Here is a 26,385-nt window from a genome sequence, read left to right as displayed (position 1 = left end):
GTCGCAAGCGACCTGCTGCTCATGCGCACGGCGCGCAAGGTCCGGACAGATCAGCCAGATCGGCCAGACCCGATCACCGCGCTTTACGGCAGGCGGGCCGCGCAGCAGAAAAATTCACAACTTCTGATGCCTCCTGAACCATGAGCACTGCAGGTTTTCCCCAGGCAGATCCCCAGGCGCTGCGCCCGCCGCACGAGCGCGGCACGCTGCGCGCTTTTGCGCTGGCTGCGCTGTTCCATTTGTTGCTGATCGCGCTCATCGCCTTCGGCGTGCACTGGAAGAGCCACCCGCCGGAAGCGGTGCAGGCCGAGCTCTGGTCACCTACGGTGCAGCGCGCCGCCCCGCGCCCCACAGCGCCGATCGAGCGCAAACAGCCGCAGCCCGAACCGCAGCCGGCGCCCCCGCCCGCGCCCAAACCGATGACCGAGCCCAAGCCGCAGCCGCAGACGCAGCAGGCCGACATTGTGCTGCATCAGCAGCGCCAAGCCGAACTCAAAAAGCAGCAGGAGCAGGCCGAGCTGAAGCGTCGCCTCGAGGAAGAGCAGAAAAAGCTCGCCGCGGAAAAAAAGCGCCTGGCCGAGCAGAAGCGCTTGCAAGAACAGCAGCGTCTGGCCGCGCAGAAACAGGCCGAGCAGGACAAGTTGCGCGAGCAAAGACGCATCGAGGAAAAAAAGCTGCAGGAGCAGAAACGCCTAGCCGAGCTGCGCCAGAAAAAGCGCGAACAGCAGCAGGCGCAGCTGGCCGCCTCCTCGCGTGACGATTACATGAAGCAGCTGATGAAACAGGCCGGCACCGGGGCGGCCACCAGCGCGGGGACCGCGGCGCAGACCTCGGGGCCGTCGGGCGCCTATGCGGCGCGCATCGCCAGTCTGGTGCGCGAGAACGTGATCTATCCGGAGATCAACCAGATCAGCGGCGATCCGCGCGTGTCCATCCTGGTCAACCTTGCGCCCGATGGCACGGTGCTGACCGCCAAGATCGAGCGTTCCAGCGGCGTGCCGAGTTGGGATCGGGCGGTGCTGCGCGCGATCGAGCGCGTTGGGCGCTTTCCGCCAGACGACAGTGGCAAGATCTGGACACCGATGGTGGTCAAGGCCGGCCCGCGCGATCCGAGCTGATCAATACCCCACCACTGCCCGACCGTCCTTGGACAGCCGGGCCAGCGCGGCGAGCACATCGTCCGACGGCGGCAGCAAAACGCTTTGCACGATCAGGCTGACCTGAGCGCCGGCGCGTTCGATGTCCAGCAGCAGGGGCAGGCCGTCTTCGCTGGCGCGCGCGCGGGCTAGCGCCACCAGCGGCTGGGCGCTGCTGGCACCATTGAGCGTCAGCCGGATGTGTTTGCCCAGCCGCGCACGGGCCTCGTTGAGTGTCCACACCGCATCGGCGTTGAAGCGCAGCCCGCCGCTGAAGCGATCGGTCTGCGCCTTGCCGCGCAGCACCAGCAGCGCGTCGTCGCGCAGACGGTCGCGCACGGTGTCGAGAAGACTGTCACCAATGACGATTTCCATCGCGCCGGAGCGGTCTTCTAGGGTGAGGATGGCGATGCGCCCGCGCTGCGACTGCACCAGCCGCACACCACAGACGATGCCGGCGATGAGCACCGGCTCGCGCGAATCCACCAGCTCGGCCAGCGGGGTGCGGGCGAACTGCCGCACTTCCTGCGCGCAGGCGTCGAACAGGTGGCCGCTGAGGTAAAAGCCGATAGCGGTTTTTTCCGCTGACAGCTTGGTGCGCAAGTCCCACGGCTCGACCGCAGGCAGCGCGGGTTCATGCGCAGGGTTGTCGCCGCAGTCGGTCTGGGCATCGCCCGCGAACAGGTCGAACAACCCGGCCTGCTGGCGTGCGGCTTCCTGCTGCACGGCATAGTCCATCGCGGTTTCCACGGCGGCGAGCACCGCGGCGCGCTCGGGGTGCAGCGTGTCGAATGCCCCGGCCTTGGCCAGCGCTTCGAGCACGCGCTTGTTGATGCGGGTGCGGTCCACGCGGGCGGCAAAGTCAAACAGCGAGGCGAACGGCCGCTGCTGGCGCGCGGCGATCATCGCCTCCACGGCAGCCTGGCCGTTGCCCTTGATCGCGCCGAGGGCGTAGCGGATGGTGCGGCTGTCGACCGGGTCGAAACGCCACTGCGAGGCGTTGACATCGGGCGGCAGCACGGTGATGCCGCGCGCCTGCGCATCCTCGACCAGCACCTTGAGCTTGTCGGTATCGTCGAGTGCGATGCTCATGTTGGCGGCGAGAAATTCGGCCGGATAGTGCGCCTTCATCCACGCAGTCTGCACCGCCAGCAACGCATAGGCCGCGGCATGCGACTTGTTGAAGCCGTAGCCCGCGAACTTCTCCATCAGGTCGAAGATTTCGTTGGCTTTCTCCGGCGCGATACCGTTCTTTGCAGCACCTTCGGCGAAGATGCCGCGGTGCTTGGCCATTTCTTCGGGCTTTTTCTTGCCCATGGCGCGGCGCAGCAGATCGGCGCCGCCCAGCGAGTAGCCGCCGATGACCTGCGCCACCTGCATGACCTGTTCCTGATAGACCATGATGCCGTAGGTTTCCTCTAGCACCGGCGCCATGCGCGGGTCGGGGTAGACCACCTGCTCCTTGCCCGCCTTACGCGCGCAGTAAGTGGGAATGAGGTCCATCGGCCCCGGGCGGTACAGCGCGACCAGCGCGATGATGTCCTCGAAGCGGTCGGGCTGTGCGTCGCGCAGCATGCCCTGCATGCCGCGTGATTCGAGCTGGAACACCGCCACCGTGTCGCCCGCGGCCATGAGGCGGTAGCTCTTCGGATCATCCAGCGGAATGTCCTCGAGCCGAAAATCGGCGCGGTCCGGGTGGTTACGGCGAATGAAGTGCGCGCCCAGTTCCAGAATGGTCAGCGTGGCCAGCCCGAGAAAATCGAACTTCACCAGCCCGGCGGCCTCCACGTCGTCCTTGTCGAACTGCGAGACCGCATCGCTGCTGCCAGGCTGGGCATACAGCGGGCAGAAATCGGTGAGCTTGCCCGGAGCGATGAGTACGCCCCCGGCGTGCATGCCGACATTGCGCGGCAGTCCCTCGAGCTGCTGCGCCAGATCGAGCAGCTGCCGCACTTCTTCTTCCTGTTCGTAGCGCTGCGCAAGCAGGGGTTCTTGCTTCAAGGCATCTGCGATGGTGATGTGCTGCCCGGGCTTGGCCGGAATCAGCTTGGCGATGCCGTCGCAAAAGGTGTAGCTCAGATCGAGCACGCGGCCGACGTCGCGCACCGCGGCGCGCGCGGCCATGGTGCCGAAGGTGGCGATCTGCGACACGGCCTCGACACCGTATTTCTGCTTGACATAGTCGATCACCCGGTCGCGGTTTTCCTGGCAGAAGTCGATGTCGAAGTCGGGCATCGACACCCGTTCGGGATTGAGAAAGCGCTCGAACAGCAACTTGTACGCCAGCGGGTCGAGATCGGTGATGCGCAGGCTGTACGCCACCAGCGATCCGGCTCCCGAGCCGCGCCCCGGCCCGACCGGGCACCCATTGTTCTTCGCCCAGTTGATGAAGTCGGCCACGATCAGGAAGTAGCCTTCGAACCCCATTTTGGCGATGATGCCCAGCTCGTATTCCAGCCGCTCCTGGTAGCGCGGGCGTGCAGCCTCGCGCTGGGTGGTGTCCGGATACAGCACCGCCAGTCGCTGCTCCAGCCCCTGCTGTGCCTGCTGGCGGAAAAACTCGGCCGGGGTCAAACCCTCGGGGGTGGGAAACAGCGGCAACTGCGGCTTGCCCAGATCGAGCACCAGATTGCAGCGCTGCGCGATCAGCACCGTGTTAGTCAGCGCGCTGGGCACATCGGCAAACAGCGCCTGCATCTGCGCCTGCGACTTGAAATACTGCTGGTCGGTGAACCGGCGCTGGCGCCGCGGGTTGCCCAGGGTTTCACCTTCGGCGATGCACACCCGAGCCTCGTGCGCCTCGAAATCCTCCGGCCTGAGGAACTCCACCGGGTGCGTGGCCACCACCGGCAAGCCGAGTTCCGCGGCCAGCGGCACTGCCGCTTGCACATGCGGCTCGCAGCTGGCATGGCCGCTGCGCTGCAGTTCGATGAAAAAACGCCCCTCGAACACCGCGGCATGCTGCCGCGCCAGAGCCAGCGCGCCGGCCATGTCGCCCTGCAGCAAAGCCTGGCCAATCGCGCCGTCCTGCGCGCCCGACAGGGCGATCAGCCCCTCGGCCAGCCCATCGTCCTGCAGCCATTCCCAGCGCACCACGGCACGCCCGCGCTGCTGGTTGTGCAGCCAGGCGCGGCTGAGCAGCTCACACAGATGAAGATAGCCGGTGCGGTTTTGCACCAGCAGCAACAGGCGGGTGTGCTGCGCGGCGTCGCGGCTGCCGTTGACGAGCACATCACAGCCGATAATGGGCTTGACCCCGACAGCCAGCGCAGCCTTGTAGAAGCGGATGGTGGCGAACAGATTATTGAAATCGGTGATCGCCAGCGCCCCCTGGCCGTCGCGTGCGGCTGCAGACACCATGTCGTCGACGCGCAGCATGCCGTCGACAATGGAAAACTCGGTATGGGTGCGCAGGTGGACGTAGGGCATGGCGGCATTCTAGGAGCCGATCCGGCATGCGTTCGAACCTCCCGAAGGCCCGTGCAGATCGCGCCGTTTTTTTGCTTGACGCTGTGTTTTCAACAACCAGATCGAGAACCGGCATCCGGGTCTGGTATGGTGTCAGCCTAGGCTGCGGCGACTGCCCGATTTGCCTTTGGAGACTGCGCAAGATGATCCACGCCGACCTGCCCTCCTGGCCCTTGCACCCGGATGGGGTGTTCTGGGTGGGGGCGGCGCTGGTCCTGGCCACGCTGACGGGCGAGTCGGTGTTTCGCTTCCTGCGCTGGCCGCGACTGGTGGGCTATGCCGCAGCCGGCATGATTCTGGCGGCCGGAGGCGCCGGGCTCAATGTATATCAGCTGCAAAACGGCGCGCGCGCCATCGTGGACACGGCGCTGGCCGTGCTGTTGTTCGAAATTGGCCACCGGGTCAACCTGCGCTGGCTGCGCGCCAACCCGGCGCTGCTGGGCTTGAGTCTGTTGGAGTCCGCGCTGGGCTTTGGCGCGGTGTGGGCCGTGCTGTCCTTCCTGGGCTTCACTGCGCTGCAGGCGGCCATCGTGTCGGGCGTGCTCATGGCCACGTCGCCCGCCGTGGTGCTGCGCATCGGCAGCGAGTTTCGCGCCAATGGGCAAGTGACCGAGCGCCTGTTGCTGCTCTCGGCCCTCAACACCTTCTATGCGCTACTGGTCTGCAGTCTGCTGCTGGGCATAATGGACGCCGGCGGGCCGCAGGGCGCAGTCGCTTCGGCGCTGCATCTGCTGTATCTGCTCGGCGGCTCGGTGTTTGCGGCGGCGTTGCTGGCCTGGGCGGTGAACTGGGTGGAGCGGCATTTCGATTTTCGCAACGAAGGCGGCGCGCTGATGCTGGTCGGCCTGATCGTGCTGACCCTATCGCTGACCCGCATGCTGGGCTGGTCTGCGTTGCTCACGCCGCTGCTGGCGGGCGCGCTGCTGCGCTGGCGCAGTCCGCGGCCGCGGCTGTGGCCGCCGCATTTCGGCACCGCCGGCGCAGTGCTGCTGGTGCTGATGTTCCTGATCCTGGGTCTGAGCTTGGATGCACGCATCCTGCTGGCCGGCGGCGCGGCGGCAGCGCTGGTGGTCGCAGCGCGGCTGGTGGCCAAGCTGGGCGGGGCGCTGGCCTTCGGGCGGGTCAGCGGGGCAAGCTGGCGGCAATCGCTCGCACTGGGGCTGGCACTCAACCCGGCTGCCGGCGTGAGCTTCGTGCTAGGCCTGAGCTTTCTCGGCACGTCTGCGGGCGCGACGCTGCACCCGGTGTTAGCCGTAGTGTTCAGCGCCATCGCTTTTCTGGAGCTGCTCGCCCCACTGCTCACCCGCTGGGCGCTGGGCTATAGCGGCGACATCGCGCCGGGCGCAGCCGGACGCGGCACGGGGAGCGACGCATGAGTCTGGGGCCGTTCAAACAGTCGCACGCGCTGAGCATCGGCATCGAGCTGGAGCTGCAGATCGTGGGCCGCTACAACTACGACCTCATGCCCTGTGCGCCCGATCTGCTGCGCCTGCTCGAAGGCCGCAAGCTGCCTGGGCTGGTCACGCCGGAAATAACCGAGAGCATGATCGAGCTATCCACCGGCATCTGCACTGGTTATGACGACGCGCTAGCCCAGCTCACCGACATCCAGGGCGCGCTGGTCGAGGCCGCCACCAAGCTCGACGTGGGCCTGGCCGGGGGCGGCACCCACCCGTTCCAGCACTGGGCGCAGCAGCGCATTTTCGACAAGCCGCGCTTTCAGCAGCTCTCAGAGCTGTACGGCTACCTGAGCAAGCAGTTCACCGTGTTCGGCCAGCATGTGCATCTGGGCTGTCCCGACGCCGACACGGCGCTCTACACCCTGCACTGCATCTCTCGCTTCATTCCGCACTTCATCGCCCTCTCCGCCTCGTCGCCCTATGTGCAGGGAGAGGACACGGGCTTTCACTCCGCGCGGCTGAATTCGGTGTTCGCCTTCCCGCTCTCAGGCCGCGCACCCTTCGCCCTAAACTGGGATGACTTCGAACGCTACTTCGACAAAATGACCGCCACTGGCGTGGTCAAGAGCATGAAAGACTTCTATTGGGACATCCGCCCCAAGCCAGAGTACGGCACCATCGAGGTGCGGGTGATGGACACGCCGCTGACCATCACCAAGGCCGCGCGCATCGCCGCGTACATCCAGACCCTGGGCGCGTTCATCCAGCGCGAGCGGCCCTTCCAGCCGCAGGAGGACGATTATCTGGTTTACACCTTCAACCGCTTCCAGGCCTGCCGCTTCGGCTTCGACGGCACGTTTGTCGACCCCGCCACCCGCGAGCACCGCGCTTTGCGCGAAGACCTGATCCGCACCCTGGTCAGGCTGGAGAACCACGCCGCCGACTGTAAGGCCGATGTCGCGCTGCGCGAACTGCTCGCCGACGTGAGCGCCCGCGGCAACGATGCGCAATGGCTGCGGCAGGTGTACACCCGCGAGCGCCATCTGCCCGAGGTCGTGCGGCAACAGGCCGAGCGCTGGATGACACCTGCATGATGCCGTCGCAGCGCCCGTTGGTCATCGCATGTCAGGTTGATCTGAATCTTCTGCGGGCGCGCGCAGCACGCATTGCCGGAAAGCCCGCAGCGCGTCTCGACACGCTGCACGCCGTGCTGCGTTACCGGCCCGACGTCGCCACGTACGTCTCGAAGTTGATGGCGCTGATTCAGCCTGACGCCGACGCCGTGTGAAACTGCATCCGGTGCAGCTGCGCATACAGCCCGTCTTTCCGCAGCAGTTCTGCCTGCGTGCCGAGTTCGACGAGTCGCCCTTGGTCGAGCACGGCGATACGGTGGCAATGCGCGATCGTCGCCAGGCGGTGGGCGATGACGATGGTGGTTCGACCTTGCATCAGGCGGTCGATCGCCTGCTGCACCAGGCGTTCGCTTTCGGCGTCGAGCGCGCTCGTGGCTTCGTCGAGGATGAGGATCGGAGCGTCGCGGTAGAGCGCGCGCGCGATCGACAGACGCTGGCGCTGCCCGCCCGAGAGCTGCGAACCGTTGTGCCCCACGGTGGCGTCGAGCCCACCGGGCAGGCCACGCACGAAGTCGCCGAGGGCAGCGGCGTCGAGCGCGGCCCAGGCGCGCTCGGGGTCCAGCGGCGCGCCGAAGCTGACGTTGGCGCCGATACTGTCGTTGAGCAGCACCACGTCCTGCCCGACGTAGGCGATCTGCTCGCGCAGGCTATGCAGGCTCCAGTCGCGCAGCGGCACGCCGTCGAGCAGGATACGGCCCTGCGTCGGCTCGATCAGACGCGGCACCAGCCGCATCAGAGTGGTCTTGCCGGCACCCGAGGGACCGACCAGCGCGAGACTCTCGCCCGCCTGCACGTGCAGGCTGACGCGGTCGAGCACCGGGCGGCCCACCCCGTCGATAGTCACGCTGACGGCGTCGAATACCAGATCACCACGCGCCCGGTCGACCGCATGGGTGCCGCCATCCTGCTCCTGCGGCGCATTGACGATGGCCTGCAGCCGGTCAAGCGACGACAGCGCGCGCATCATCGGCTGCACGATGTCAGCCACGCGGCGCAGGGGGGAGAGGGTCATCATCATCGCGGTGATGAACGCGACAAACCCGCCCACACTGTGCTGCCCCGACACATCGCTTTGCCACATCGCAAACACGATGACCACCGAGACCGCCAGCGCCGACAACCATTGCGACACTGGCGTGGTCGTGGAGCCCGACACCAGCGTTTTCACCGTGGTGCGGCGCAAAGATTGATTGATGCGATCGAACCGAGCGGCGAAACCGCTCTGCGCGTTGTGCACACGAATCACCGGCGCGGCCAGCATGCCCTCCTCCAGCGCGTAGGATGTTTCTTCCGCCGCTTTCTGCATCTGCGCATTCAAGCGCTTGGCGCGGCGACTGATGAGGCGCATGGTGAAAATCAGCGGCAGCAAGATTGCCAGCGTCAGCGCCGTGAGACTCCAGTTCACCCAAAGCAAATAGCCGAACAGCGCAACCAGGGTGAAGCTATCGCGCACCAGGGTGAGCAGGCCCGGGAAAATCATCCCCAGCGCCAGCTGCGCCTCGTACACCGAGGCCCCGATCAGACTGCTGGCACTCTCGCGCTGGAGTTGCGCCAGCTGTGCATGCACAATCTGGGCATAGACCAGCTCGCGCACCCGCGCCAGCACGTTCTGCGTTAGCCACTGCGTAAGAAACTGCGAGGCCAGCCACGCAAGCCCCCGCACGGTGAACAGGCCCAACAGCACTACGGGCACGGCCCACAGCGGAAAGTCCCGCTTGGCCGTGAACCCCACGTCGAGCACATGCTTCATCAGAGCTGGAAGCACCGGCTCGGTCGCCGCCACGATGGCGGCAAACAGCACGATAAGCAAGGCCGCCGCACGGTTGCGGGGAGTCGCGTTGAAAATAGCCGAGAGCAAACGTAAACTCTCGTTGATTTTATAGCGTGTAGTTAACGACATTCGATCTCATTTATAAAAAATTATGCTTGGTAAATTCTTCAGAAATACATCTTATCAACTAGGGTACGCAAGAAAGGCGGCTCGCATTCTAATCCCCAACTCCTTCTTACTAAGAATTAGCGCTAATTCAGAAAATGACGCAATAGGGCACCTCGAATAACGCGAAGTTTTCAGTGAACCCCGCCGCGCAAGCATGATCGTGACCGAATTCGGTTCAATTTCTCTGGCAAATCACCGCTTTTCTTGGCGGAGTCGCCCCGTTTTTACCTTGAATCGCCTCGGGCGTCGGCGATTTGGCCCATATTGGGCGTCAGAAGACCTCGATTGCGGCCTGCCCGAAGTAGGCCAGTCGCTTCAAGTTGTAGCAGGTCGCAATCATCGTCATCGCAAAGTTCGCTCGCGCCTGACCAATGGCACGCAGCAATTTGCCGCCCATCTGCTTGGTGGCTGCGAACACATGGTCGACCCGCGCGCGCGTCTTGGCGATGCGTTGGTTGCGCCCTTGCTGACACGCGGACAGCGGCTTGTTGCGCCTGCCCTTGCGCTGAATCTGGTTTCGGAAGCCGTTCTCTTTGAGCCAGGTTTGGCGCTCCTCGGACGGGTCGCCTCCATCAGCATAGACATCGCGACTCGTGTTGTTCGAGTCGAAGACGCTGTCAAAGTGCTGGCTGTCGTGCGTGGGGGCAGTATCGGTCTTGATCCGGCGGATGATCTTGTATTTCTTGTCGACGTTGATCGAGAGCTTGTAGCCGAAGTGGCTCTTGCCGTGCTTCTTCGTCCAAGTCGCGTCGGTGTCCTTCTGGCGCCGCTTCGCCGGCTTCCAATTGGCGGGCATCGCCCCTTGTTCGATCAGTTCCTTCTCGCCGCGCCCGTTGTGCTGCCTGGGCGCGGGCACCACCATGGCATCGATGATCTGGCAGCCGCGCGCCATGAACCCCTTGTGCAGCAACTGCGCCGAAACACCGTCGAACAGGGCCTGCGCGCCCGCTTCGCCGATCCGGTTCTCGAAGATCCACACAGTGGTGCGATCGGGGACGTTCATCGCGTCCGCCAGTCCGCAGAAACGCTTGTAGCTCATGCGGTCGAGCAACTGGTACTCTATCTGCCCGTGCGTGAGGCTGTACAGACGCTTCAACACCAAGATGCGCACCATCGTCTCGGTCGGATACGGCGAACGCCCGCCCTGCGGACTCTTCGGACGAGGCGTCATCCGATCAACCTCGGCCGCCAGCGCCGCAAAGTCGATATGCGCCTCGATCTCGGTCAGCGCATCACCCAACGCGTCGATCTTCTTGCGGTGATATTCGTCAGCGAACAGGTCGGTCTTGATGGCGCTACGCGGCTTCATAAAAACGGACGATGGCAGGTTTCACAACGACGTAATTTTAGGGGCGGACGTGTCGGGGTTTTTCGAGGTGCTCGGCAATTTATGCCACTTCGAAAAGCCATAGATGCGCTTCAATGCGCAATCCATGGTCAGACCTTCAATCAGCCCGGCACTCGTCGACAGACCCAACACGGCCTTGGCAACAAAGGCATTTGCAGCATGCCACGGTCGTGTCCAGGCCGCCCGATACCACCTACGACGAACTGACAAATTCTGCAATGCGCACCCATTCCAGGATGTGCACCAACCTGGCTAACTTCGGCGACAGCACACCAATCTCGCTCCGCAATGCGGGCTTCAGTTCGTGCTAACAGGCCGTTGAAAAAGTGCTCATCGAACGTCCTGCCGCCGCTGATTTTGAAGAAGCCAGTCGCCCTGGCGTGCCTGCGAAGCGATTCCGGCGGTTGTTTCGGCCTGTTGGCAGGCCATTTCGCCCATTTTGGGCGCACCCCTGCCATGGCTCACGCATGATGCGCGTCCCACCAACCGCCGATGCTGCCCATGCGCACCAGGTTGTAGGTGGCAAAGCACAGAAGTGCCTGCCCCGTGAGCTTGGCTTGGCCGATCAGCCTGGTCTTGGCCAGACCGCCGACGGTCTTGATCCAGCCAAAGGCCTCTTCGATGCGTTTGCGCACTTTCAGGCTGGTCTTGTAGCCCTCATGCCGTTTGATGCGGCCATCCACCGCCGAGTGCTTGTCCTTGGCCGCCACGTGGGGCGTGACGTTGAGCTTTCTGCAGCCCTGGATGAAGGCCTTGCTGTCGTAGCCCTTGTCAGCGCCGACCGTGACCCGTTTGTTCTTGTTGCCCCGGCGCTTGAGCATCGCCAGCGCTGCCTCGCGCTCGGCTGTGCCGCTGGCGTGGGTGATCTCGACATCGGCGATCAGCCCACTGCGGTTCTCCATGAGGATGTGCCCCATGTGGCACAGGCGGGACTTGTCGCCCGCGCTCTTCTTGAAAAGCCGGGCTTCGGCGTCGGTGGTGCTGGCGTGGGTGTCGTTGCAGCGCGCTTGCCCTTTGAAGTCCACCTCGGGGTTGCGCCCGGCTGGTGCGCTGCTGTCGTCGTCCTTGCGCTTGAAGCTCTTGTGCGAGGCCCATGCTTCGATGAGCGTGCCGTCGACGCTGAAGTGTTCGTCGCTGGCGAGTTTGGCCCACTGGGCGCTGAGCTTGACGCGCTCGAAGAAGGCGCGGGCGAGGTCTTCGTTGAACAAGCGTTCGCGGTTGGCGCTGAAGGTGGAGTGGTCCCAGACTTTGTCTTCGATGTTCAGGCCGACAAACCAGCGGTACAGCAGGTTGTAGTTGATCGCTTCGACCAGCAGCCGCTCGCTGCGAATGGAGAACAGGATCTGCAGCAGCAGGGCCTTGAGCAGCATCTGCGGCGGCACTGAGGGGCGACCGCAGCGGGCATACACCGCCTCGAACTGGCTGCTCATCGTCGCCAGCAACGCATCGACCACGGCTCGAAACTTGCGCAACGGGTGTGCCTGCGGCACACGATCTTCAAGGCTAATATGGCTGAACATCGCCCCCTGAAAGTTTGGACTGCCTCTCATCGTCTTTGTCTGGGTCGTTCACCGATGGCTTCACAGATCGTAACGCCTGCCGCAGCAGCTGCGGGGGATTTTTCAACGGCCTGCTAAATGATGATCCAGCGTCGCATGATTCCGGTGTGTTGTGTAGTATTCAGGTTGGGCGTTGATCAAGTTTTTGGAACCTTGATCTTGCCAGCAATGGCCGCCTATCTCTACCTGTTTTTGCTCCTGATTCGGCGGCTAATTCAGCTCGAGTGGGGATTTTTGAAAGAGGCTCAGCAGTAAAAAGCCACTGGCGAAATCCGACACGAGTCGCCGATGGGCGCAAAGGAGCATAATCGATAATTTTAGACGGATAGGTCGCAAACTTCACTTGAGTGGTGAGAAAATCTCATCACTGGATGAAGCACACCCCGCTAAAAGCGTTTCGTTCAGCTATTTTGCAGGAAGCTCAATTGACTGAAATCGAAAACACAGAAGACAAGCAACCCGTGCCAAAGCGAGAAAACGGCGCGACAGGCGGGCAAACTGCTTGCATCGTACCCGCCTTTCAACCTCAACTCGAGTCTGACTTTCAACACCAATGGACGGCCTACCTTGTCGGAATCCTGCTCGTCGTTTACCCAGCACTAACACTGGTGGTGCCAGGCGTCGCTAACACGTCATTAGCACTGTTGTTTTTAATAAGCTTAAAAATACTGCTAGAAAATTTTTTCAGGCAAAGGCAAGAAAAAATTGAGACGAGAACCTCAAACAGACCATCCACAAGGATCGATCGATTGCCGGCCAGTTATGCGTGGGCCTACTCTCTCGCGATGATGTCTCTTCCCATCGTAATTTTTGCGAGTCAATGGGCAAATCAAAGATGGGGATGGCACTACTATGATGCCGCGTCCCGCTTCTTATTTGCAATTCCGGTCTTTTTTGCTTTGCGGCGTATTCCATTAAATAAATTGCTCTTTATCCAGTATGGCTTCATCCTAGGAGCCTTTATTGCGGCCATCTGCATCACATACTTTCCGCGCGACTGGGGTAGCGGGCGCCTCGGAAGCAGCTTCCTCAATCCGATTCACTTCGGAGATATCTCACTTACCCTAGGTGTATTGGCCGCGTTGAGCATCAGTCTAGCTCACAAGGAAAATCGTTTGATGCGTTTTGTGAAAATACTATCCTTGCTCGCTGGAATTTATGCGTCGATAAAAACTGGATCGCGCGGTGGCTGGATCGCATTGCCCGTCTTTCTCGCGCTCTGGATTTGGTACGAAAAAAAAACACTCTCTCGCAAGAAGATTTATCTGCTCGCCGCCATGAGTATGGCTATATTTTTGGCGTCTTACGCACTCATTCCAGAAATCAACCACCGCATCGATTTAATCAAAGACAATCTCTCCGCCTACGCAGCAGGCCACGACAATACATCCATAGGAATTCGTTTTCAATTATGGCATGCCGCGATCTTGCTGTACGAATCGCACCCGATTTTCGGAGTCGGGATGGGAGGATTTAAAGCAGCCATGCCAGAGATGCTTCATGCGAAACTATTAACCCTGGAGGCCGCCGCTTTTGGAGCCCAAGAAGTTCACAGCGAAATCCTTTCCCGCGCCTCTCAGCTGGGATCTTTCGGCCTGATTTCCATATTGAGCATCTACCTCGTACCACTTTTTCTTTTTTTACGTAAAACTCAATCAAGATCGGTAGTGTTGAAAAACATCTCACGGAATGGGGTCGTTTTCATCGCAGGATTTTTCATTTATGGATTGACTGTAGAGACTTTTGATTTGACCATGACTGCAGCATTCTACTCAATGTCTGTCGCAGTATTTCTCGCAATGGCCTACAACATTTCAAATCACCCCAGTGACCAGTGAAATTCTATGAAATTCAGCATTCTCATCCCAACTTGGAATAATCTAGATTATTTGAAATTATGCATCGACAGCATAATAAAAAACTCCTCCATCGAACACGAAATCATCATTCATGTCAACGACGGAAGCGATGGCACGCTCGATTGGGTTAGAAAGCATGGTTTCGCTTTTAGCCACTCTACCGAAAACATCGGAGTCTGCCTGTCGGTGAATCATTTGGCAGGGATGGCTCATGAAGAATGGCTGCTATACATGAACGACGATATGTATTGCTGCCCAGGGTGGGATACCGCGCTGATCGAGAAGATCAAAGCCAACAATGATGACCGAATTCTTCTTTCTTCGCTACTCATCGAGCCAACCGACACAGGAAATCCACATGTCATCGTCGAGAATTACGGAAAAAACCCGCGCGAATTCGATGAATCTTCTTTGCTCCAGAACTTCCACAGCGTGGAGAGAAATGACATGCCCGGTCACGCTTCACAACCCACGCTGATTTCGAGGCGCTGGTGGACGATGGTTGGTGGTTACAGCCTAGAATTTAGTCCAGGCATGAGTTCCGACGATGATCTCCTGATTAAATTATGGACTGTTGGCATTCGCCGATACATCGTCGTAGGACAAAGTCGGATTTATCATTTCGCATGCAGAAGCACCGGGAGAATCAAAAAGAACATGGGTTCCAGGGAATTTGTTCTGAAGTGGGGCATCACCCAACGTGAGTTTAAACGCAACTACCTCGACCGCCACAGCAAATCTGCAGCCTGCGCTCTCGTTGGCCTTGATGGCTGCTTGCCTCTTCCGACTTGGCGGGGGCGTCTCAAGAGAGCAATTTACGGACTGGTGGCGGGGCACCCCTTCAAGGACATCTCTTCGTGGAACCCGAACCCAGGAAAGGGGATGTCATGAACATTCTCTTATTTACGTAAGTGAAACGCTGCGAGCCGCAGTAGACACTGAACACAGATCAAATTTAGCCACCGCGCAATCTGTTTCTTCCATTCTGATTACCTGCAACGTGGCACATCACCTGTCCGCGTGCCTGGCCAGACTGAAGTAGTGCGACGAAATCATGATTTTGGATACCTAACAAAACGGTCAACGATCTGACCATCGTGCAGAATTTTGGTGATACAGTAGAGTCATTTCATGAATCCCGCATGCTGGCCAAATACCGCGCCGATCCTCGTGACGTTATCGCCGGGCGGGCTTCACCAGTGAGCAGGCCGTTTAAAAACGTCGCGAGGATGGCCAGATGCAAGGCGCACGGCGCGCAGCGACCGAGACATATCAAATAGATAGGCGAGGGAGCGAGCACCGTGCAACACCGCAGATGGCCCACCGCAGTAGTTTTTCAACGGCCTGTTAGTGAAGTCAGCAAGCGCTGGTGGCACATGATAGGGGGCTATAGCCTTGAACTGAGCCCTGACATGGCAGCGAAGATGATTTGATGATGAAGTTCTGGGTTGTGGGCTGTCGTCATTATGCTGTGATTGGCGACAGCCGGATTTATCATTTTGCGTGCCGTAGCACTGCTCGTGTTCGCCGAAATCGTGGTGCCAGAACTTTCGTGACTAAATGGGGTTTAACTTTGGGAGAATTCAAGCGGAACCATCTGGGCGCAGCGCTCTGCCTGGAGGAGATAATATTGCAATACCATCTCCAACGATGCTAGGAAGATTCAAACGCATGGTTTATGGCGTGGCCGGCAATTTTTCATTGGGCGATATTTCGGCGTGGGAGACGTTTCCCGGAGGATATACCCCGAAGGCAGAAAAATTGCAAGATAATCAATAACGTCATTCGTCAGGCATGCTGCAATCCCCCTCACCCATTTCCGCCATCCTGATTACGCACAACGAGCGCCGCAACATTGAAGAATGTCTCGTCGGCTTGACGTGGTGCAACGAGGTGGTAATTGTTGACAGCGGCAGCAACGACGGCACCGTGGACATTGCTCGCAGCATGGGTGCAAAAGTCACTCTCGCCAAGGATTGGCCCGGTTTCGGCCCACAGAAAAACCGCGCTCTCGATTTGGCCCAGGGAGACTGGGTTTTTTCGATTGATGCTGATGAGCGCGTAACACCTGCGTTGGCAGAGGAAATTCAATCTGCGGTGCAACGCGCCGATGCGCCGGACGCATTCTCTCTTCCACGCCTGTCGAGCTATTGCGGGCAGTACATGCGGCATGGCGGATGGTATCCAGACCGTGTGGTGCGGCTATTCCGACGGGGTCAGGCTCGCTTTTCTGATGACATCGTTCACGAATCTTTGCAGGTTCATGGACGCGTCGGTCAGTTGCACAACGATCTAATCCACATCAGCTATCGCTCGCTCGACGATGTACTGGAAAAGATGAACCGTTACTCCAGCGCTGGTGCAGAAAAGCTGGCCACGCGAGGGTGCCGAGCCAGCTTGGCTACCGCCCTCGGCAAAAGTTTATGGGCGTTCATACGCACCTATTTGATTCGACGAGGTTTTCTCGATGGGCGCTTAGGTTTTGTGCTTGCGTGTAGCATCGCCCATGAGACCTGGTATCGCTATCTGAAGCTATGGCTGGCGCAGCGCCCTATCACCGATAAGAAGTTGTCCCCATGATCGAGCGCTGCCTGCCGAAGAGGCGGAACCATCCCCCCCTTTCCCTACTCTGTTTGTTGACTTCCTGCTCTGTTTCAATTGCGCATCGCAGCAAGACTTGCGAATTTTTACTCCGGCAGGGCTCTCGCCCTTCTTAGAATTCCACCGTTGTGTTGTCTTCGGTTTGGCTGAGGCAACCCAGCTCTTTTACCGACACCCCCATGCAGCGACGCCGCTTTGTTTTAGGTTCTCTCTCTGCTTCGCTTGTTCGCGGAGCGGCTTCTTTTGTCGGGCCCGCCGCACTGACCAACTCGGCGCAGGCGCAGTTCAAGGTCGATGTCTCGGGCATCGGCGCCACACAAATCCCGGTGGGCATCGGAGTGTTCAGTGATCCGAGCCGTTGCCCGCAACCCATTGCCGACATCGTCCGCGCCGATCTGACGCGCAGTGGGTTGTTCGCGGTGAGCAATCTGGGCGATCAGACGCTCACTGAACAAGGTCCGCCAAACTACCCCGCATGGCGATCGCAAAACCTGGAAGCAGTGGCCGGCGGCAGTGTGATGCAGAAGGCGGACGGGCGCTGGCAATTGCAGTTCCGCCTGTGGGACGCGGTCAAGCAGGCCGACCTCGGCGGTCTGGCGCTCACCGTGCTGCCTGGTGATCTGCGGCTGGCGGCGCACAAGATTAGCGATTACATCTACCAAAAACTCACCGGGCAGCGCGGCGTCTTTGCCACGCGCATTGCTTACATCACCAAGGCCGGGCAGCACAATTTTGCGCTCAACATCGCCGACAGCGATGGCGCCAATCCTCAGGCCGCGCTGCGCAGTCGCGAACCGCTGCTCTCGCCGGTCTGGTCGCCCAACGGGCAAGACCTGGCCTATGTCTCGTTCGAAACCGGTAAGCCTGTGGTGTTCGTGCAGAACGTGCGCAGCGGCGCGCGGCGCGCGGTGGCCAATTTCAAGGGCAGCAACAGCGCCCCGGCGTTCTCACCCGACGGTGGCACGCTGGCCGTGGTGCTCACGCTCACCGGTCGCTCGCAGATCTACCTGATGCCCAGCACCGGAGGCACGCCGCGGCAGTTGATGCGTTCCTACTCCATCGACACCGAGCCGACCTTCTCCCCAGACGGTCAAAACCTGTACTTCGTCAGTGACCGCGACGGCGGGCCACAGATTTACAAGGTCGGTCTAAGCGGCGGCAGCGCGCAGCGCATCACCTATAGCGGCGGCTACAATGTTAGCCCGGCCATTAGCCCGGACGGCAAGACCCTAGCCTACATCTCGCAGCAGGGCAACAGCTATCAGCTCTGGTCGATCAACCTCGCGACCAACTCCACACAGATGCTCGACGATGGCAGCGACTGCGGTCACCCGAGTTTCGCCCCAAATGGGCAGATCGTGGTCTATTCTGCTGGCGGGCGCAACGGTGAGGTGCTCAAGACCGTTTCCATCGACGGTCGCGTGCGTACCACCCTGTCGCAGGCTGGCGTCCAGGTCCGCGAACCCAGCTGGGGGCCATGGACGCCCGATCGCTGAGCTGCCCGGCTTTTCGCTTTTTCCCCTAACCCTCCCACTACGCTTCGATCGGAGAATCACGTGAACATGCGCTCTACCCTGGTTTTCACCGCACTTGCTGCCGCGCTGGCCCTTGGCGGCTGTGCTTCGCCTGTCCCTGTCAAGCAGGCTCCTGTCGAGTCCAAGACACCCACGTCCGTCGAAAGTGGCACTGCGGGTGCCAACGCCAGTGGCACCGGGCAGAACCAGGTCGCTGCGGTGCAGGCGCCGGCCGAAACCAACGCAGGCCCCGGCCCCAACGTGCCCAAGAGCATCTATTTCGCGTTCAACAGCTACACCATCGAAAGCCAATACACCCCGGTGCTCAATGCCAATGCCACCTATCTGATCCAGCATCCCCAGGCGCATGTGCAGTTGCAGGGCAACACCGATGCGCGTGGCAGCCGTGAATACAACCTGGCCCTCGGGCAAAAGCGCGCCGATGCCGTGATGAAGGCCCTCGAACTGCTGGGTGTGAAGCCCTCGCAGATGGAAGCGATCAGTTTCGGCAAGGAAAAACCCAAGGCGCTGGGCAACACCGAGGCGGATTACGCCGAAAACCGTCGGGTCGACATCGTCTACCAGCGATGATGCCCCTGACTCCTCCCGGCGGTACAGAAACACCGCTGCAACTGGCGCGCTGCGTCGTTCCCGCGCCGCTGCAGCGGGCGCGGCGCATCATCCCCGTGGCGCTGCTCGTAGCGGGTCTGAGTGCCGGGCTGGCCGCGCCGGCCCGGGCCGACATCTTCCCGGACAACGAGGCCCGGCGCGCCATCCTCGACCTGCGCAGCCAGGTGGCGCAGAACCAGCAGGCCACGCAAAACCAGCTCACGCAGCAGGCCCAGCAAATCCAGCAAATCCGCAACTCCCTGCTCGACCTGTCCAACCAGATCGAGCAGTTACGCAGTGAAATGGCGCAGTTGCGGGGCAAGCAGGACGCCGCCACCCAGCAGCTCAACGACGCGCTCAGCAAGCTGCAAGCCAGCCAGCAGCAGCTCACCCAGCGCCTCAAGCCGTTCGAACCCGTGCAGGTGCAGATCAACGGTCAGACCTACACCGTACAGCCCGCGGAAAAAGCCGCGTTCGATCAGGCCCTGGCGGCGTTTCGCAATGGAGACTTTGCCGGCAGCGCCACGCAGCTCAAGGCTTTTCTGGCGCAATACCCCATCAGCCCATTTAATGCCGACGCTCAGTACTGGCTGGCCAATGCCCAGTTCGCGCAAAAGCAATACCCTGACGCGATTGCCACGTTCCAGGGGCTAATCCAGAGCAACCCCAACAACCCGCGGCTGCCCGAGGCCATGCTGGGGCTGGCCAACTGCCAAATCGAGATGCGGCAAATCGCCGCGGCGCGCAAGACGCTGAACACGCTGGTGAAAACCTACCCGCAATCCGAAGCCGCGCAGGCAGCGCGCGATCGCCTGGCCAAGCTGAAGTGACCAAGACATCCGCCGCCCCCGCGGCCGTGGTGCTGCTCTCAGGCGGCATGGACTCGGCCACCGTGCTGGCCCTGGCGCGTGAACAGGGTTTCCGGCCCTTTGCCCTGTCGCTTGATTATGGGCAGCGTCACCGCGCCGAACTGCAGGCCGCGCGGGCTGTGGCGACCGCTCTAGGCGCGGTCCGGCACGAGATCATTTCGCTCGATCTGGCGCGTTTCGGCGGCTCGGCGCTGACCGACCCGACCGCGTCCGTGCCCACCGCTGGTGGGCAGGCGGGCATTCCCTCGACCTACGTCCCGGCACGCAACACCGTGATGCTCGCGCTGGCGCTGAGCTGGGCCGAGGTGCTGGACGCGCAGCATGTGTTCTACGGCGCCAACGCAGTGGACTACAGCGGCTATCCAGATTGCCGGCCAGATTATGTGGCCGCGTTCGAGCGCATGGCCAATTTGGCGACCAAGGCCGCGGTAGAAGGCCGCCCGGTGCAGATCCACGCCCCGATCATTCACTTGAGCAAGGCCGAGATCATCCGCACCGGGCTGCGCCTGGGCGTGGACTTCGCCCTCACCGTGAGCTGCTATCAGGCCGATGCCGTGGGCCGTGCCTGCGGCCGCTGCGACGCCTGCCGCCTTCGTGCCAAGGGCTTTGCCGACGCCGGTGTGCCCGACCCCACGCGCTACCAGCCTCCCGGCCGACTTTGAGCGCCGGGCGCAAAACCTACGCTGGCGCACCGGCTGCAGGGCGCGTGAAACAATAATGATCCGTTGCTGCAATCATGCAGCGCCGCTTGTTTGCCCAACCGTCTCATGTCGTCGTCTTCCATCGCCGCCCTTCATGCCACCGTGCTGTGGGCCACTTTCGCGCTCAGTGTGGCGTTTGGCGCCATCACGCAGCGCACGCGCTTTTGCACGATGGGTTCGGTCAGCGACATTGTCAACATGGGCTCGTGGACGCGCATGCGCATGTGGGTGCTAGCGATCGCCACGGCCACCCTGGGCTTCAATCTGCTGGCCGCCATGGGGTTGATCGATGCGGCGCAGACCATCTACACCACCCCGCGGGTGCTATGGCTGTCTGCGCTGGTGGGGGGGCTAATGTTCGGCTTTGGCATGGTGCTGGCCTCGGGTTGCGGCAGCAAGACGCTGGTGCGCATCGGCGAGGGCAATCTCAAGGCAGTCGTGGTTTTCCTCATGATCGCCGTGTTTGCCTACATCACCCTGCGCGGCATCACCGCCGAAGTGCGGGTACATGTGCTCGACAAGATCAGCTTGCAGCTGTCGACCCCGCAAGATTTGCCCGCCATTTTTTCCCACCTCACCGGCTTGCCGCTGCCGCGCTTGCAAGCCACGTTCGGGCTGGGCGTGAGTCTGCTGCTGGGCGGCTGGGCGCTGAGCGCGCGCGAGTTCCGCACGGCAAACAATCTGCTCGCCGGCTTCGGACTGGGTGCGATCATCGTCGGTGTCTGGTTCGTCTCCGGCAAGCTCGGCTTTCTGGCCGAAGATCCGCAGACCCTGCAGGCGGCGTACCTCGGCACGCAAAACAACAAGATGGAGTCGCTGAGCTTTGTCGCGCCGCTGGCCTACACCCTGTTCTGGTTCATGATGTACAGCGATGCAAGCAATGTGCTGACGCTAGGCATCGTCTCGGTGTTCGGGGTGATCGCCGGGTCGGCCGCGATGGCGCTGCTCGGCCGCCAATTCCGCTGGGAGGGCTTTCACGGCGTGGGGGACACCGCCAACCACCTCGTCGGCGGTGCGCTCATGGGCGTGGGTGGGGTCACCGCGCTGGGCTGCACCATCGGCCAAGGCATGAGCGGAGTGTCGACCCTATCGATCACCAGCTGGATCGCCTTTCTGTCCATCGTCGGCGGTGCGGTGCTGGGGGTGAAGTATCAGGCCTGGCGCGTGGAGCGCATGTCCTGATGGACACGCCCGCCCTGCAAACCCAAGCGATCCCCGACCGACGCTTTGGCGGCCTCGCCCGGCTGTACGGCGAGCAAGGCGCGTGTCGTATCGCCCAGGCGCATGCCGTGGTCATCGGCGTCGGAGGCGTGGGCTCCTGGGCCGCCGAGGCGCTGGCGCGCTGCGGCATCGGACGCCTGACCCTGATCGACCTGGATCATGTGGCCGAGTCCAACATCAACCGCCAGATCCAGGCGCTGGACAGTACGCTGGGCATGTCCAAGGTGCTTGCGCTGCAGCAGCGTTTTGCCCAAATCAATCCGCAGGGCGATGTGGTGTGCATCGAGGACTTCGTCGATATCGACAACGCCCCGGCGCTGATCCCGGCCGATGCCCAGGTGGTGCTCGATTGCTGCGACCAGGTGCGCGCCAAGGTCACTGTGGCAGCGCTGTGCCTGCAGCGGCGTCAGCACGTCCTGATGGCCGGCGCTGCCGGCGGCAAACGCCACCCTGACGCGCTGCAATGTGCCGATCTGGCAGAAGTCACCTGTGATCCGCTGCTGTCCAAGGTGCGCTATCAATTGCGACGCCAGCATGGCGCGCCGCGCGCTGGCCGCATCGGGGTGATTTGCGCATTCAGCCGGGAACCCATCGTCCGCCCCGCCAGCATGTCCTGCGATCGCCTCATCGCCCGCGGCACACCGCCGCGTAGCGGCCTGAACTGCGCGGGGTTTGGCTCCAGTGTCATGGTCACCGCATCGATGGGCATGATGCTGGCGGCGCGTGCCGTGGACGCCGTGCTATGATTGCCGGCTTGATTTTTCAGCTCCCGGGTCGTTAGCTCAGTCGGTAGAGCAGCGGACTTTTAATCCGTTGGTCGCGTGTTCGAGTCACGCACGACCCACCACAAACGGCATAACGAGCCAGCGCCGAGTCTTCGCGTCGGTTAACATTTTGAACTACGCTTTGGGTTGTTAGCTCAGTTGGTAGAGCAGCGGACTCTTAATCCGTAGGTCGACAGTTCGAGCCTGTCACAACCCACCAACAAAATCGACACAAAGCCCGCTATTTCGCGGGCTTTGTGTCGCCTGCCCTGTCCTGCCCTGCGTCACCACCATGCCCCCTGTTCTGGAAGGTCATGACGACTCGGCCAGTCTGACCGCGGTGCAAGCGGCAGCCGCCCGCCCGTGATGCGTGAGGTGCAGATGATGCGGATCGATGCGGCCGCCTGGCGGTCCACACGGCTGGCGCACCGTCAGCAGCGCTCGTCTGTGCTGTGCCTGGTGGCCATGCTGGCCTATGTACTCGATGGTTCCGCTGCGGCCATGGCGCAGGTGGTGCATCTACCGCAAAGCAACATCCGGATCGAACAGATGCCACAAGCCGGCGTGCGGTTGCCCGGGCTCCCCCTCCCGCCGCTCGGCAACAGCCGCAACACGGCGATCAAGCCGCAGGCCGGCGCGCCCGCCACTCCGTCCGCCGTCAAGGCGACCGCGCAGATCCCGCGGCAAACACGGCACGCGTCCCACGCAGGCGCACGCCCGACCATGCCCGACAGCGTCGCGCCGTGGCCGCCGCTGCAGCTCAAGCTCGACACGCAGCTGCATCTGGCTGCCGCGTCTGCACCATACGCCGAGGCGGTTGCGCCGGAAAACGCGGGTGAACCGGGCGCGCCGCATTGGTGGGATCAGCTGCAGGCCGCTCTAGCAGCCGATGAGCAGGAGCACAGCCAGGCGCCTTTGCTCGACCTGCTGGATGCACATGCGCAGGCCATTCGCGAGCGTGCGGACGTGGCGCTGGCCACCCGCATCGGCTGGGCGCTATACCGGGCCCAACGGTTCACCGACGCAGCGCGTTGGTTCGAGCTGGCGCTGACCAAGGACACCACAGCCCAGTCGGCGCACCAGGGCCGGTTTTACGCCCTGCAGAAAGCCGGACAGCTGCAAGCCGCGTTTGCTGCAGCAGAGGGGGATGCCGCGCTGCAAGGCGCGCGCGCCGATGTGGCCGTGCAACTCGCGCTGCGTGCCCGGCAGCAGAATGCTCCTCAGGCAGTCGTGTCATGGCTGCGCCAGGCCATCGCTCTGGGCAAGGACAGCGCCGATCTGCGCACCCTGCTGGCCTGGAGTCTACTGCAAGCTGGCGATGCCGCCGAAGCTGCAGACGCGTTTGCAAGGCTGTATCGCGACCAGCCGCTCGACCATGATCTGGCGCAAGGGCTCTACCTCAGCCTGGAAAAAAGCCGGCAGACCGCACGCTTACAGACCCTTGCCGCACAACCTGGTGCGCTCGCCGAGCTGGTGCGACGGCAACGTGCGTTGCACTGGCGCGATCTGGGCCTGGCACGCGATGCTGCCGAACTCGATCCCCAGGCCGATCCGGCGCTGGACGGGGCGACAGGAGCCAGCATCGCCATCGGCGCTGCGACGCGCAGCAAATCGGGCAGCGCTGGCACGAGTCAGCTGCTCTCGCGCCAGACCCCCGCGCTGCAACTGCGGTGGACCAATGCCCTTGGCGCCTGGGATGCGCAGATCGCAGCAGGGCAGCTCAGCGCGGGTGCCACGCCACCTACGGCACTAGCCTGGATATTTCGCGAGCAAAGAGGTCGGCCGCTTGATCCGGTTGTGCGTTTCAGAGGTATGGAGACTCGAAACGTGACGAACAAAGGAGGAAGCGGCCGATGCCAAAGTGTACCGAGGGAACGGTGGAGTTTGGGCGTGTCGGGCGTCGCGTGGTGCAGGCCGCGTTCGATGGCGGCGACATCGTCAGCGACGGCGGGGTCATGCTGCTGCGGCAGCTTGATGAGCGCATCGGCCTGACGCGCGCGGCAGCGAGAGTGTTCGCCGACGGCCGTCGCGCCGCCAGTGTTCGCCACAGCATGCACAGCCTGCTGGCGCAGCGCATCTACGGCCTGTGCTGCGGCTGGGAGGACGTGACGGACCACAACACGTTGCGTCGCGACCTGGCGCTGCAGACGGCGGTGGGCCGGGCCGAGGAGCTGGCGTCGGCCCCCACGTTCAGCCGCCTGGAGCGCTCGGCCACGCCCGCGCATGCCGCGGCGCTGCATGGGGTGTTGCTGGAGACGTTCATCGCCGGGCGTGGCGAAGCCCCGCGCGAGCTGGTGCTCGACATCGACGCCACCCACGTGCCGTTGTACGGACAGCAGGAAGGCGCGCACTTCCACTTCCACTACGACAGCTACTGCTACTTGCCGCTGTACGTGTTCTGCGGCCAGGACATGCTGGCGTGCGTGCTGCGTCCGAGCTGGCGCGACCCGGCCAGCGTGCTCAGTGCGCTCATCAAGCTGCTGGCGCGCAGGCTGCGCCAGACGTGGCCCGGCGTGCGTCTGATCGTGCGCGCCGACTCCGGGTTCTGCCGCCCCCGTGCGCTCAGGCGCTTCGACGCCTGGGGCATCGACTACATCGTCGGGCTGCCGAAGAACCCCACGCTGCTGTGGCAGGTCGCCATCGCCGAGTTGGCCCTGGCCGAGCAGGACCAGGCCATGGGCACCAAGCAGCGGCTCATCGGCGAGTTCACCTACGCGGCGCGAAGCTGGGAGCGCGAGCGGCGCGTGATCGCCCGGCTCGAACATGGCCCCCAGGGGCCCAATCCCCGCTTCGTCGTCACCAGCCTGAGCGGCGATTGCGCCGAGCTCTACGATCGCCTGTACTGCGCGCGCGGCGAGGCCGAGAACCGCATCAAGGAAGCCCAGCTCGATCTGTTCGGCCGCCGCGCCAGCGCCCATCGCTTCGCCGCCAACCAGTTGCGCCTGCTTCTGGCGGCCTTCGCCTACACGCTCATCATCCACTTGCGCCGGCGCGCGCCGCAGGGCACCGAACTCGCGCGTGCCTGCGCGGCCACCATCCGCATCAAGCTGCTCAAGATCGGCGCGGCCGTCGTGCGCAATACCCGCCGCGTGCGCCTGCTGTTGGCCTCCAGCCATCCCCTCAAGCACGTGTTCCTCAGCGCCGCCCACGCCCTGGCCCCTTGAGCCGCGAAAAGTGCTGTCCCCGGCACGTTGACCAACAACGGGGGTAAGGGGGTATTGCGTCCCGCGCTCGCCCCAGGCCCCGCCGTGAGCCCTCTCACCCGTCTCGATCGCCTCACCACGGCCGCTCCCGGCCACAAACCTGGTCGGCGCGGCCACTCATGAAATATCCAGGCTAGTGGGCAGCACGCAGCCGGGGGCTTTGGGATCGCCCAAAACGCAGCGCGTCGGCCTCAGTGGTTCCGTGCACTGGCGGTCGTTGGGGCCAGTGGGCTGGAGTGGGTCGATCGGCCTGACGCCCACAGGCGGCGCGGTCGCGCCGACCTGGACTGCAGACATTGGCTGGCGCGATATCGGCACCGATCACGACTGGCGCATCGCCCTGCAGCGTCAGCCTGTCGACGATTCCGTGCTATCGCTGACCGGCCTACGCGACCCGGCAACTGGCAGGGCCTGGGGTCGCGTGATGCGCAGCGGTCTGTCTGCAGGGGGATACCAGACGCTTTGGCCGCAATGGAACGGCAGCGCGCAACTGCGCCTTGCAAGACTCAGCGGACAGCACGTCGCCTCCAATGACGAAGTGTCGGCCAGCGTGGCGTTGACGCGCGATCTTGCGCTGCCGGGGTTGCGGTTTTTGAGTGTGGGCCCGGCAGTGGCGTATCAGCATGACAGCCGCAATCTTTCCGGCTTCACCTGGGGCCAGGGGGGTTACTTCAGCCCGCAGCATTACACCAGCGTCGGGCTGCAAGCGGTCTTTCAGACACAGGACGCAAGGCCCTGGGTGCTCGCCGGTCAGTTGCAGTCGGGCTGGCAGTCGGTGCAGCAAGACGCCAGCGCCTGCTTCGCGCTGCCGCCGCCGTTGGCTGTCCCCCCTTGCGCGCCAGCAGCCGCCAGTCGCAGCAGCGGCCTGGGCAGCGGCACCGCGCTCCAGGGCATCGCGCTGCTCAGCCCGCATTGGGCAGTCGAAGCCAGCGCCCAGCTCCGCACCGGACCCGCCTATCAAGACCGGTCGGTGTATCTGGGGCTGCGCTACTTTTTCTCTACGCGCCGGGCCCTCTATGGCAGCGATCTTCCACCTGCGGTGAAATAGATCACCAAAGCGC

General features: G+C 62.6%; 20 protein-coding genes, 2 tRNA genes and 1 pseudogene. 18 read left to right on the top strand and 5 right to left on the bottom strand.

Going from position 1 to position 26,385, the window contains the following annotated elements; all coding sequences use genetic code 11:
• The first annotated feature begins 140 nt into the window (after positions 1–140).
• A complete protein-coding gene (gene tolA, locus ACZ47F_RS06575) occupies positions 141–1,118 on the top strand; it encodes a cell envelope integrity protein TolA (RefSeq protein WP_464926474.1) in 978 nt (325 codons plus the stop codon).
• On the opposite strand, the gene dnaE is transcribed toward tolA, so the two are convergent.
• The gene (gene dnaE, locus ACZ47F_RS06570) at positions 1,119–4,565 is read right to left on the bottom strand and encodes a DNA polymerase III subunit alpha (protein WP_464926473.1); all 3,447 of its coding nucleotides are present in this window, start codon (positions 4,563–4,565) and stop codon (positions 1,119–1,121) included.
• Positions 4,566–4,747: 182 nt separating this feature from the next.
• On the opposite strand from dnaE, the gene ACZ47F_RS06565 reads away from it, so the two are divergent.
• Genes ACZ47F_RS06565 through ACZ47F_RS06555 form a run of 3 tightly spaced genes read left to right on the top strand, consistent with a single transcriptional unit; the run spans position 4,748 to position 7,292 of the window.
• Positions 4,748–5,980 (top strand): cation:proton antiporter, encoded by a 1,233-nt coding sequence (locus ACZ47F_RS06565; RefSeq protein WP_464926472.1) that lies wholly within the window; start codon positions 4,748–4,750, stop codon positions 5,978–5,980.
• Positions 5,977–7,098, top strand: coding sequence for a YbdK family carboxylate-amine ligase (locus tag ACZ47F_RS06560; RefSeq protein ID WP_464926471.1), 1,122 nt, complete (start codon positions 5,977–5,979; stop codon positions 7,096–7,098). The genes ACZ47F_RS06565 and ACZ47F_RS06560 overlap by 4 nt, the downstream gene beginning before the upstream one ends.
• A complete protein-coding gene (locus ACZ47F_RS06555) occupies positions 7,095–7,292 on the top strand; it encodes a hypothetical protein (RefSeq protein ID WP_464926470.1) in 198 nt (65 codons plus the stop codon). Before ACZ47F_RS06560 ends, ACZ47F_RS06555 begins: the two co-directional genes overlap by 4 nt.
• On the opposite strand, the gene ACZ47F_RS06550 is transcribed toward ACZ47F_RS06555, so the two are convergent.
• From ACZ47F_RS06550 to ACZ47F_RS06535, 4 genes and pseudogenes are all read right to left on the bottom strand, one after another.
• Positions 7,268–9,037, bottom strand: coding sequence for an ATP-binding cassette domain-containing protein (locus tag ACZ47F_RS06550; RefSeq protein ID WP_464926469.1), 1,770 nt, complete (start codon positions 9,035–9,037; stop codon positions 7,268–7,270). The two genes, ACZ47F_RS06555 and ACZ47F_RS06550, sit on opposite strands and share 25 nt — an antisense overlap.
• 310 nt (positions 9,038–9,347) lie before the next feature.
• On the bottom strand, positions 9,348–10,385 hold the full coding sequence (locus ACZ47F_RS06545; RefSeq protein WP_464926468.1) for an IS5 family transposase: 1,038 nt from the start codon (positions 10,383–10,385) through the stop codon (positions 9,348–9,350).
• 69 nt (positions 10,386–10,454) lie between these two features.
• Positions 10,455–10,725, bottom strand: a pseudogene (locus ACZ47F_RS06540) (transposase); the annotation flags it as partial.
• 160 nt (positions 10,726–10,885) lie between these two features.
• Positions 10,886–11,974, bottom strand: coding sequence for an IS5 family transposase (locus ACZ47F_RS06535; RefSeq protein WP_464926467.1), 1,089 nt, complete (start codon positions 11,972–11,974; stop codon positions 10,886–10,888).
• Positions 11,975–12,354: 380 nt separating this feature from the next.
• Here ACZ47F_RS06535 and ACZ47F_RS06530 point away from each other — a divergent pair, with 380 nt between their 5' ends.
• The 14 genes from ACZ47F_RS06530 (at position 12,355) to ACZ47F_RS06465 (ending at position 26,372) form a co-directional block, all read left to right on the top strand.
• Positions 12,355–13,821: an O-antigen ligase family protein gene (locus tag ACZ47F_RS06530; RefSeq protein ID WP_464926466.1), complete on the top strand. Its 1,467-nt coding sequence runs from the start codon at positions 12,355–12,357 to the stop codon at positions 13,819–13,821.
• Between the two features lie 6 nt (positions 13,822–13,827).
• Positions 13,828–14,733, top strand: coding sequence for a glycosyltransferase family 2 protein (locus ACZ47F_RS06525; RefSeq protein ID WP_464926465.1), 906 nt, complete (start codon positions 13,828–13,830; stop codon positions 14,731–14,733).
• 903 nt (positions 14,734–15,636) lie between these two features.
• Positions 15,637–16,422: a glycosyltransferase family 2 protein gene (locus tag ACZ47F_RS06520; RefSeq protein ID WP_464926464.1), complete on the top strand. Its 786-nt coding sequence runs from the start codon at positions 15,637–15,639 to the stop codon at positions 16,420–16,422.
• 200 nt (positions 16,423–16,622) lie between these two features.
• Entirely contained in the window at positions 16,623–17,939 is a 1,317-nt protein-coding gene (tolB, locus tag ACZ47F_RS06515) for a Tol-Pal system beta propeller repeat protein TolB (protein ID WP_464926463.1), read from the top strand.
• 66 nt (positions 17,940–18,005) lie between these two features.
• Positions 18,006–18,548, top strand: coding sequence for a peptidoglycan-associated lipoprotein Pal (gene pal, locus ACZ47F_RS06510; RefSeq protein WP_464926594.1), 543 nt, complete (start codon positions 18,006–18,008; stop codon positions 18,546–18,548).
• A complete protein-coding gene (ybgF, locus tag ACZ47F_RS06505) occupies positions 18,545–19,396 on the top strand; it encodes a tol-pal system protein YbgF (RefSeq protein ID WP_464926462.1) in 852 nt (283 codons plus the stop codon). The genes pal and ybgF overlap by 4 nt, the downstream gene beginning before the upstream one ends.
• A 47-nt stretch (positions 19,397–19,443) precedes the next feature.
• Complete coding sequence (queC, locus tag ACZ47F_RS06500) at positions 19,444–20,097, top strand: 7-cyano-7-deazaguanine synthase QueC (protein ID WP_464926593.1); 654 nt, start codon at positions 19,444–19,446, stop codon at positions 20,095–20,097.
• A gap of 105 nt (positions 20,098–20,202) precedes the next feature.
• The gene (locus ACZ47F_RS06495; protein WP_464926461.1) at positions 20,203–21,318 is read left to right on the top strand and encodes a YeeE/YedE family protein; all 1,116 of its coding nucleotides are present in this window, start codon (positions 20,203–20,205) and stop codon (positions 21,316–21,318) included.
• On the top strand, positions 21,318–22,103 hold the full coding sequence (locus tag ACZ47F_RS06490; RefSeq protein ID WP_464926460.1) for a tRNA threonylcarbamoyladenosine dehydratase: 786 nt from the start codon (positions 21,318–21,320) through the stop codon (positions 22,101–22,103). The genes ACZ47F_RS06495 and ACZ47F_RS06490 overlap by 1 nt, the downstream gene beginning before the upstream one ends.
• Positions 22,104–22,128: 25 nt before the next feature.
• Positions 22,129–22,204, top strand: a tRNA-Lys gene (locus tag ACZ47F_RS06485).
• 61 nt (positions 22,205–22,265) lie between these two features.
• Positions 22,266–22,341: transfer RNA gene (locus ACZ47F_RS06480), tRNA-Lys, on the top strand.
• 146 nt (positions 22,342–22,487) lie between these two features.
• The gene (locus ACZ47F_RS06475; protein ID WP_464926459.1) at positions 22,488–24,113 is read left to right on the top strand and encodes a tetratricopeptide repeat protein; all 1,626 of its coding nucleotides are present in this window, start codon (positions 22,488–22,490) and stop codon (positions 24,111–24,113) included.
• Positions 23,999–25,285: an IS1380 family transposase gene (locus ACZ47F_RS06470; protein WP_464926592.1), complete on the top strand. Its 1,287-nt coding sequence runs from the start codon at positions 23,999–24,001 to the stop codon at positions 25,283–25,285. Before ACZ47F_RS06475 ends, ACZ47F_RS06470 begins: the two co-directional genes overlap by 115 nt.
• Positions 25,286–25,526: 241 nt before the next feature.
• A complete protein-coding gene (locus ACZ47F_RS06465) occupies positions 25,527–26,372 on the top strand; it encodes a cellulose synthase subunit BcsC-related outer membrane protein (protein WP_464926458.1) in 846 nt (281 codons plus the stop codon).
• The last annotated feature ends 13 nt before the right edge of the window (positions 26,373–26,385 follow it).

This window comes from Thiomonas islandica (assembly GCF_055383445.1).
This window is presented reverse-complemented; position numbering and strand designations above follow the sequence as displayed.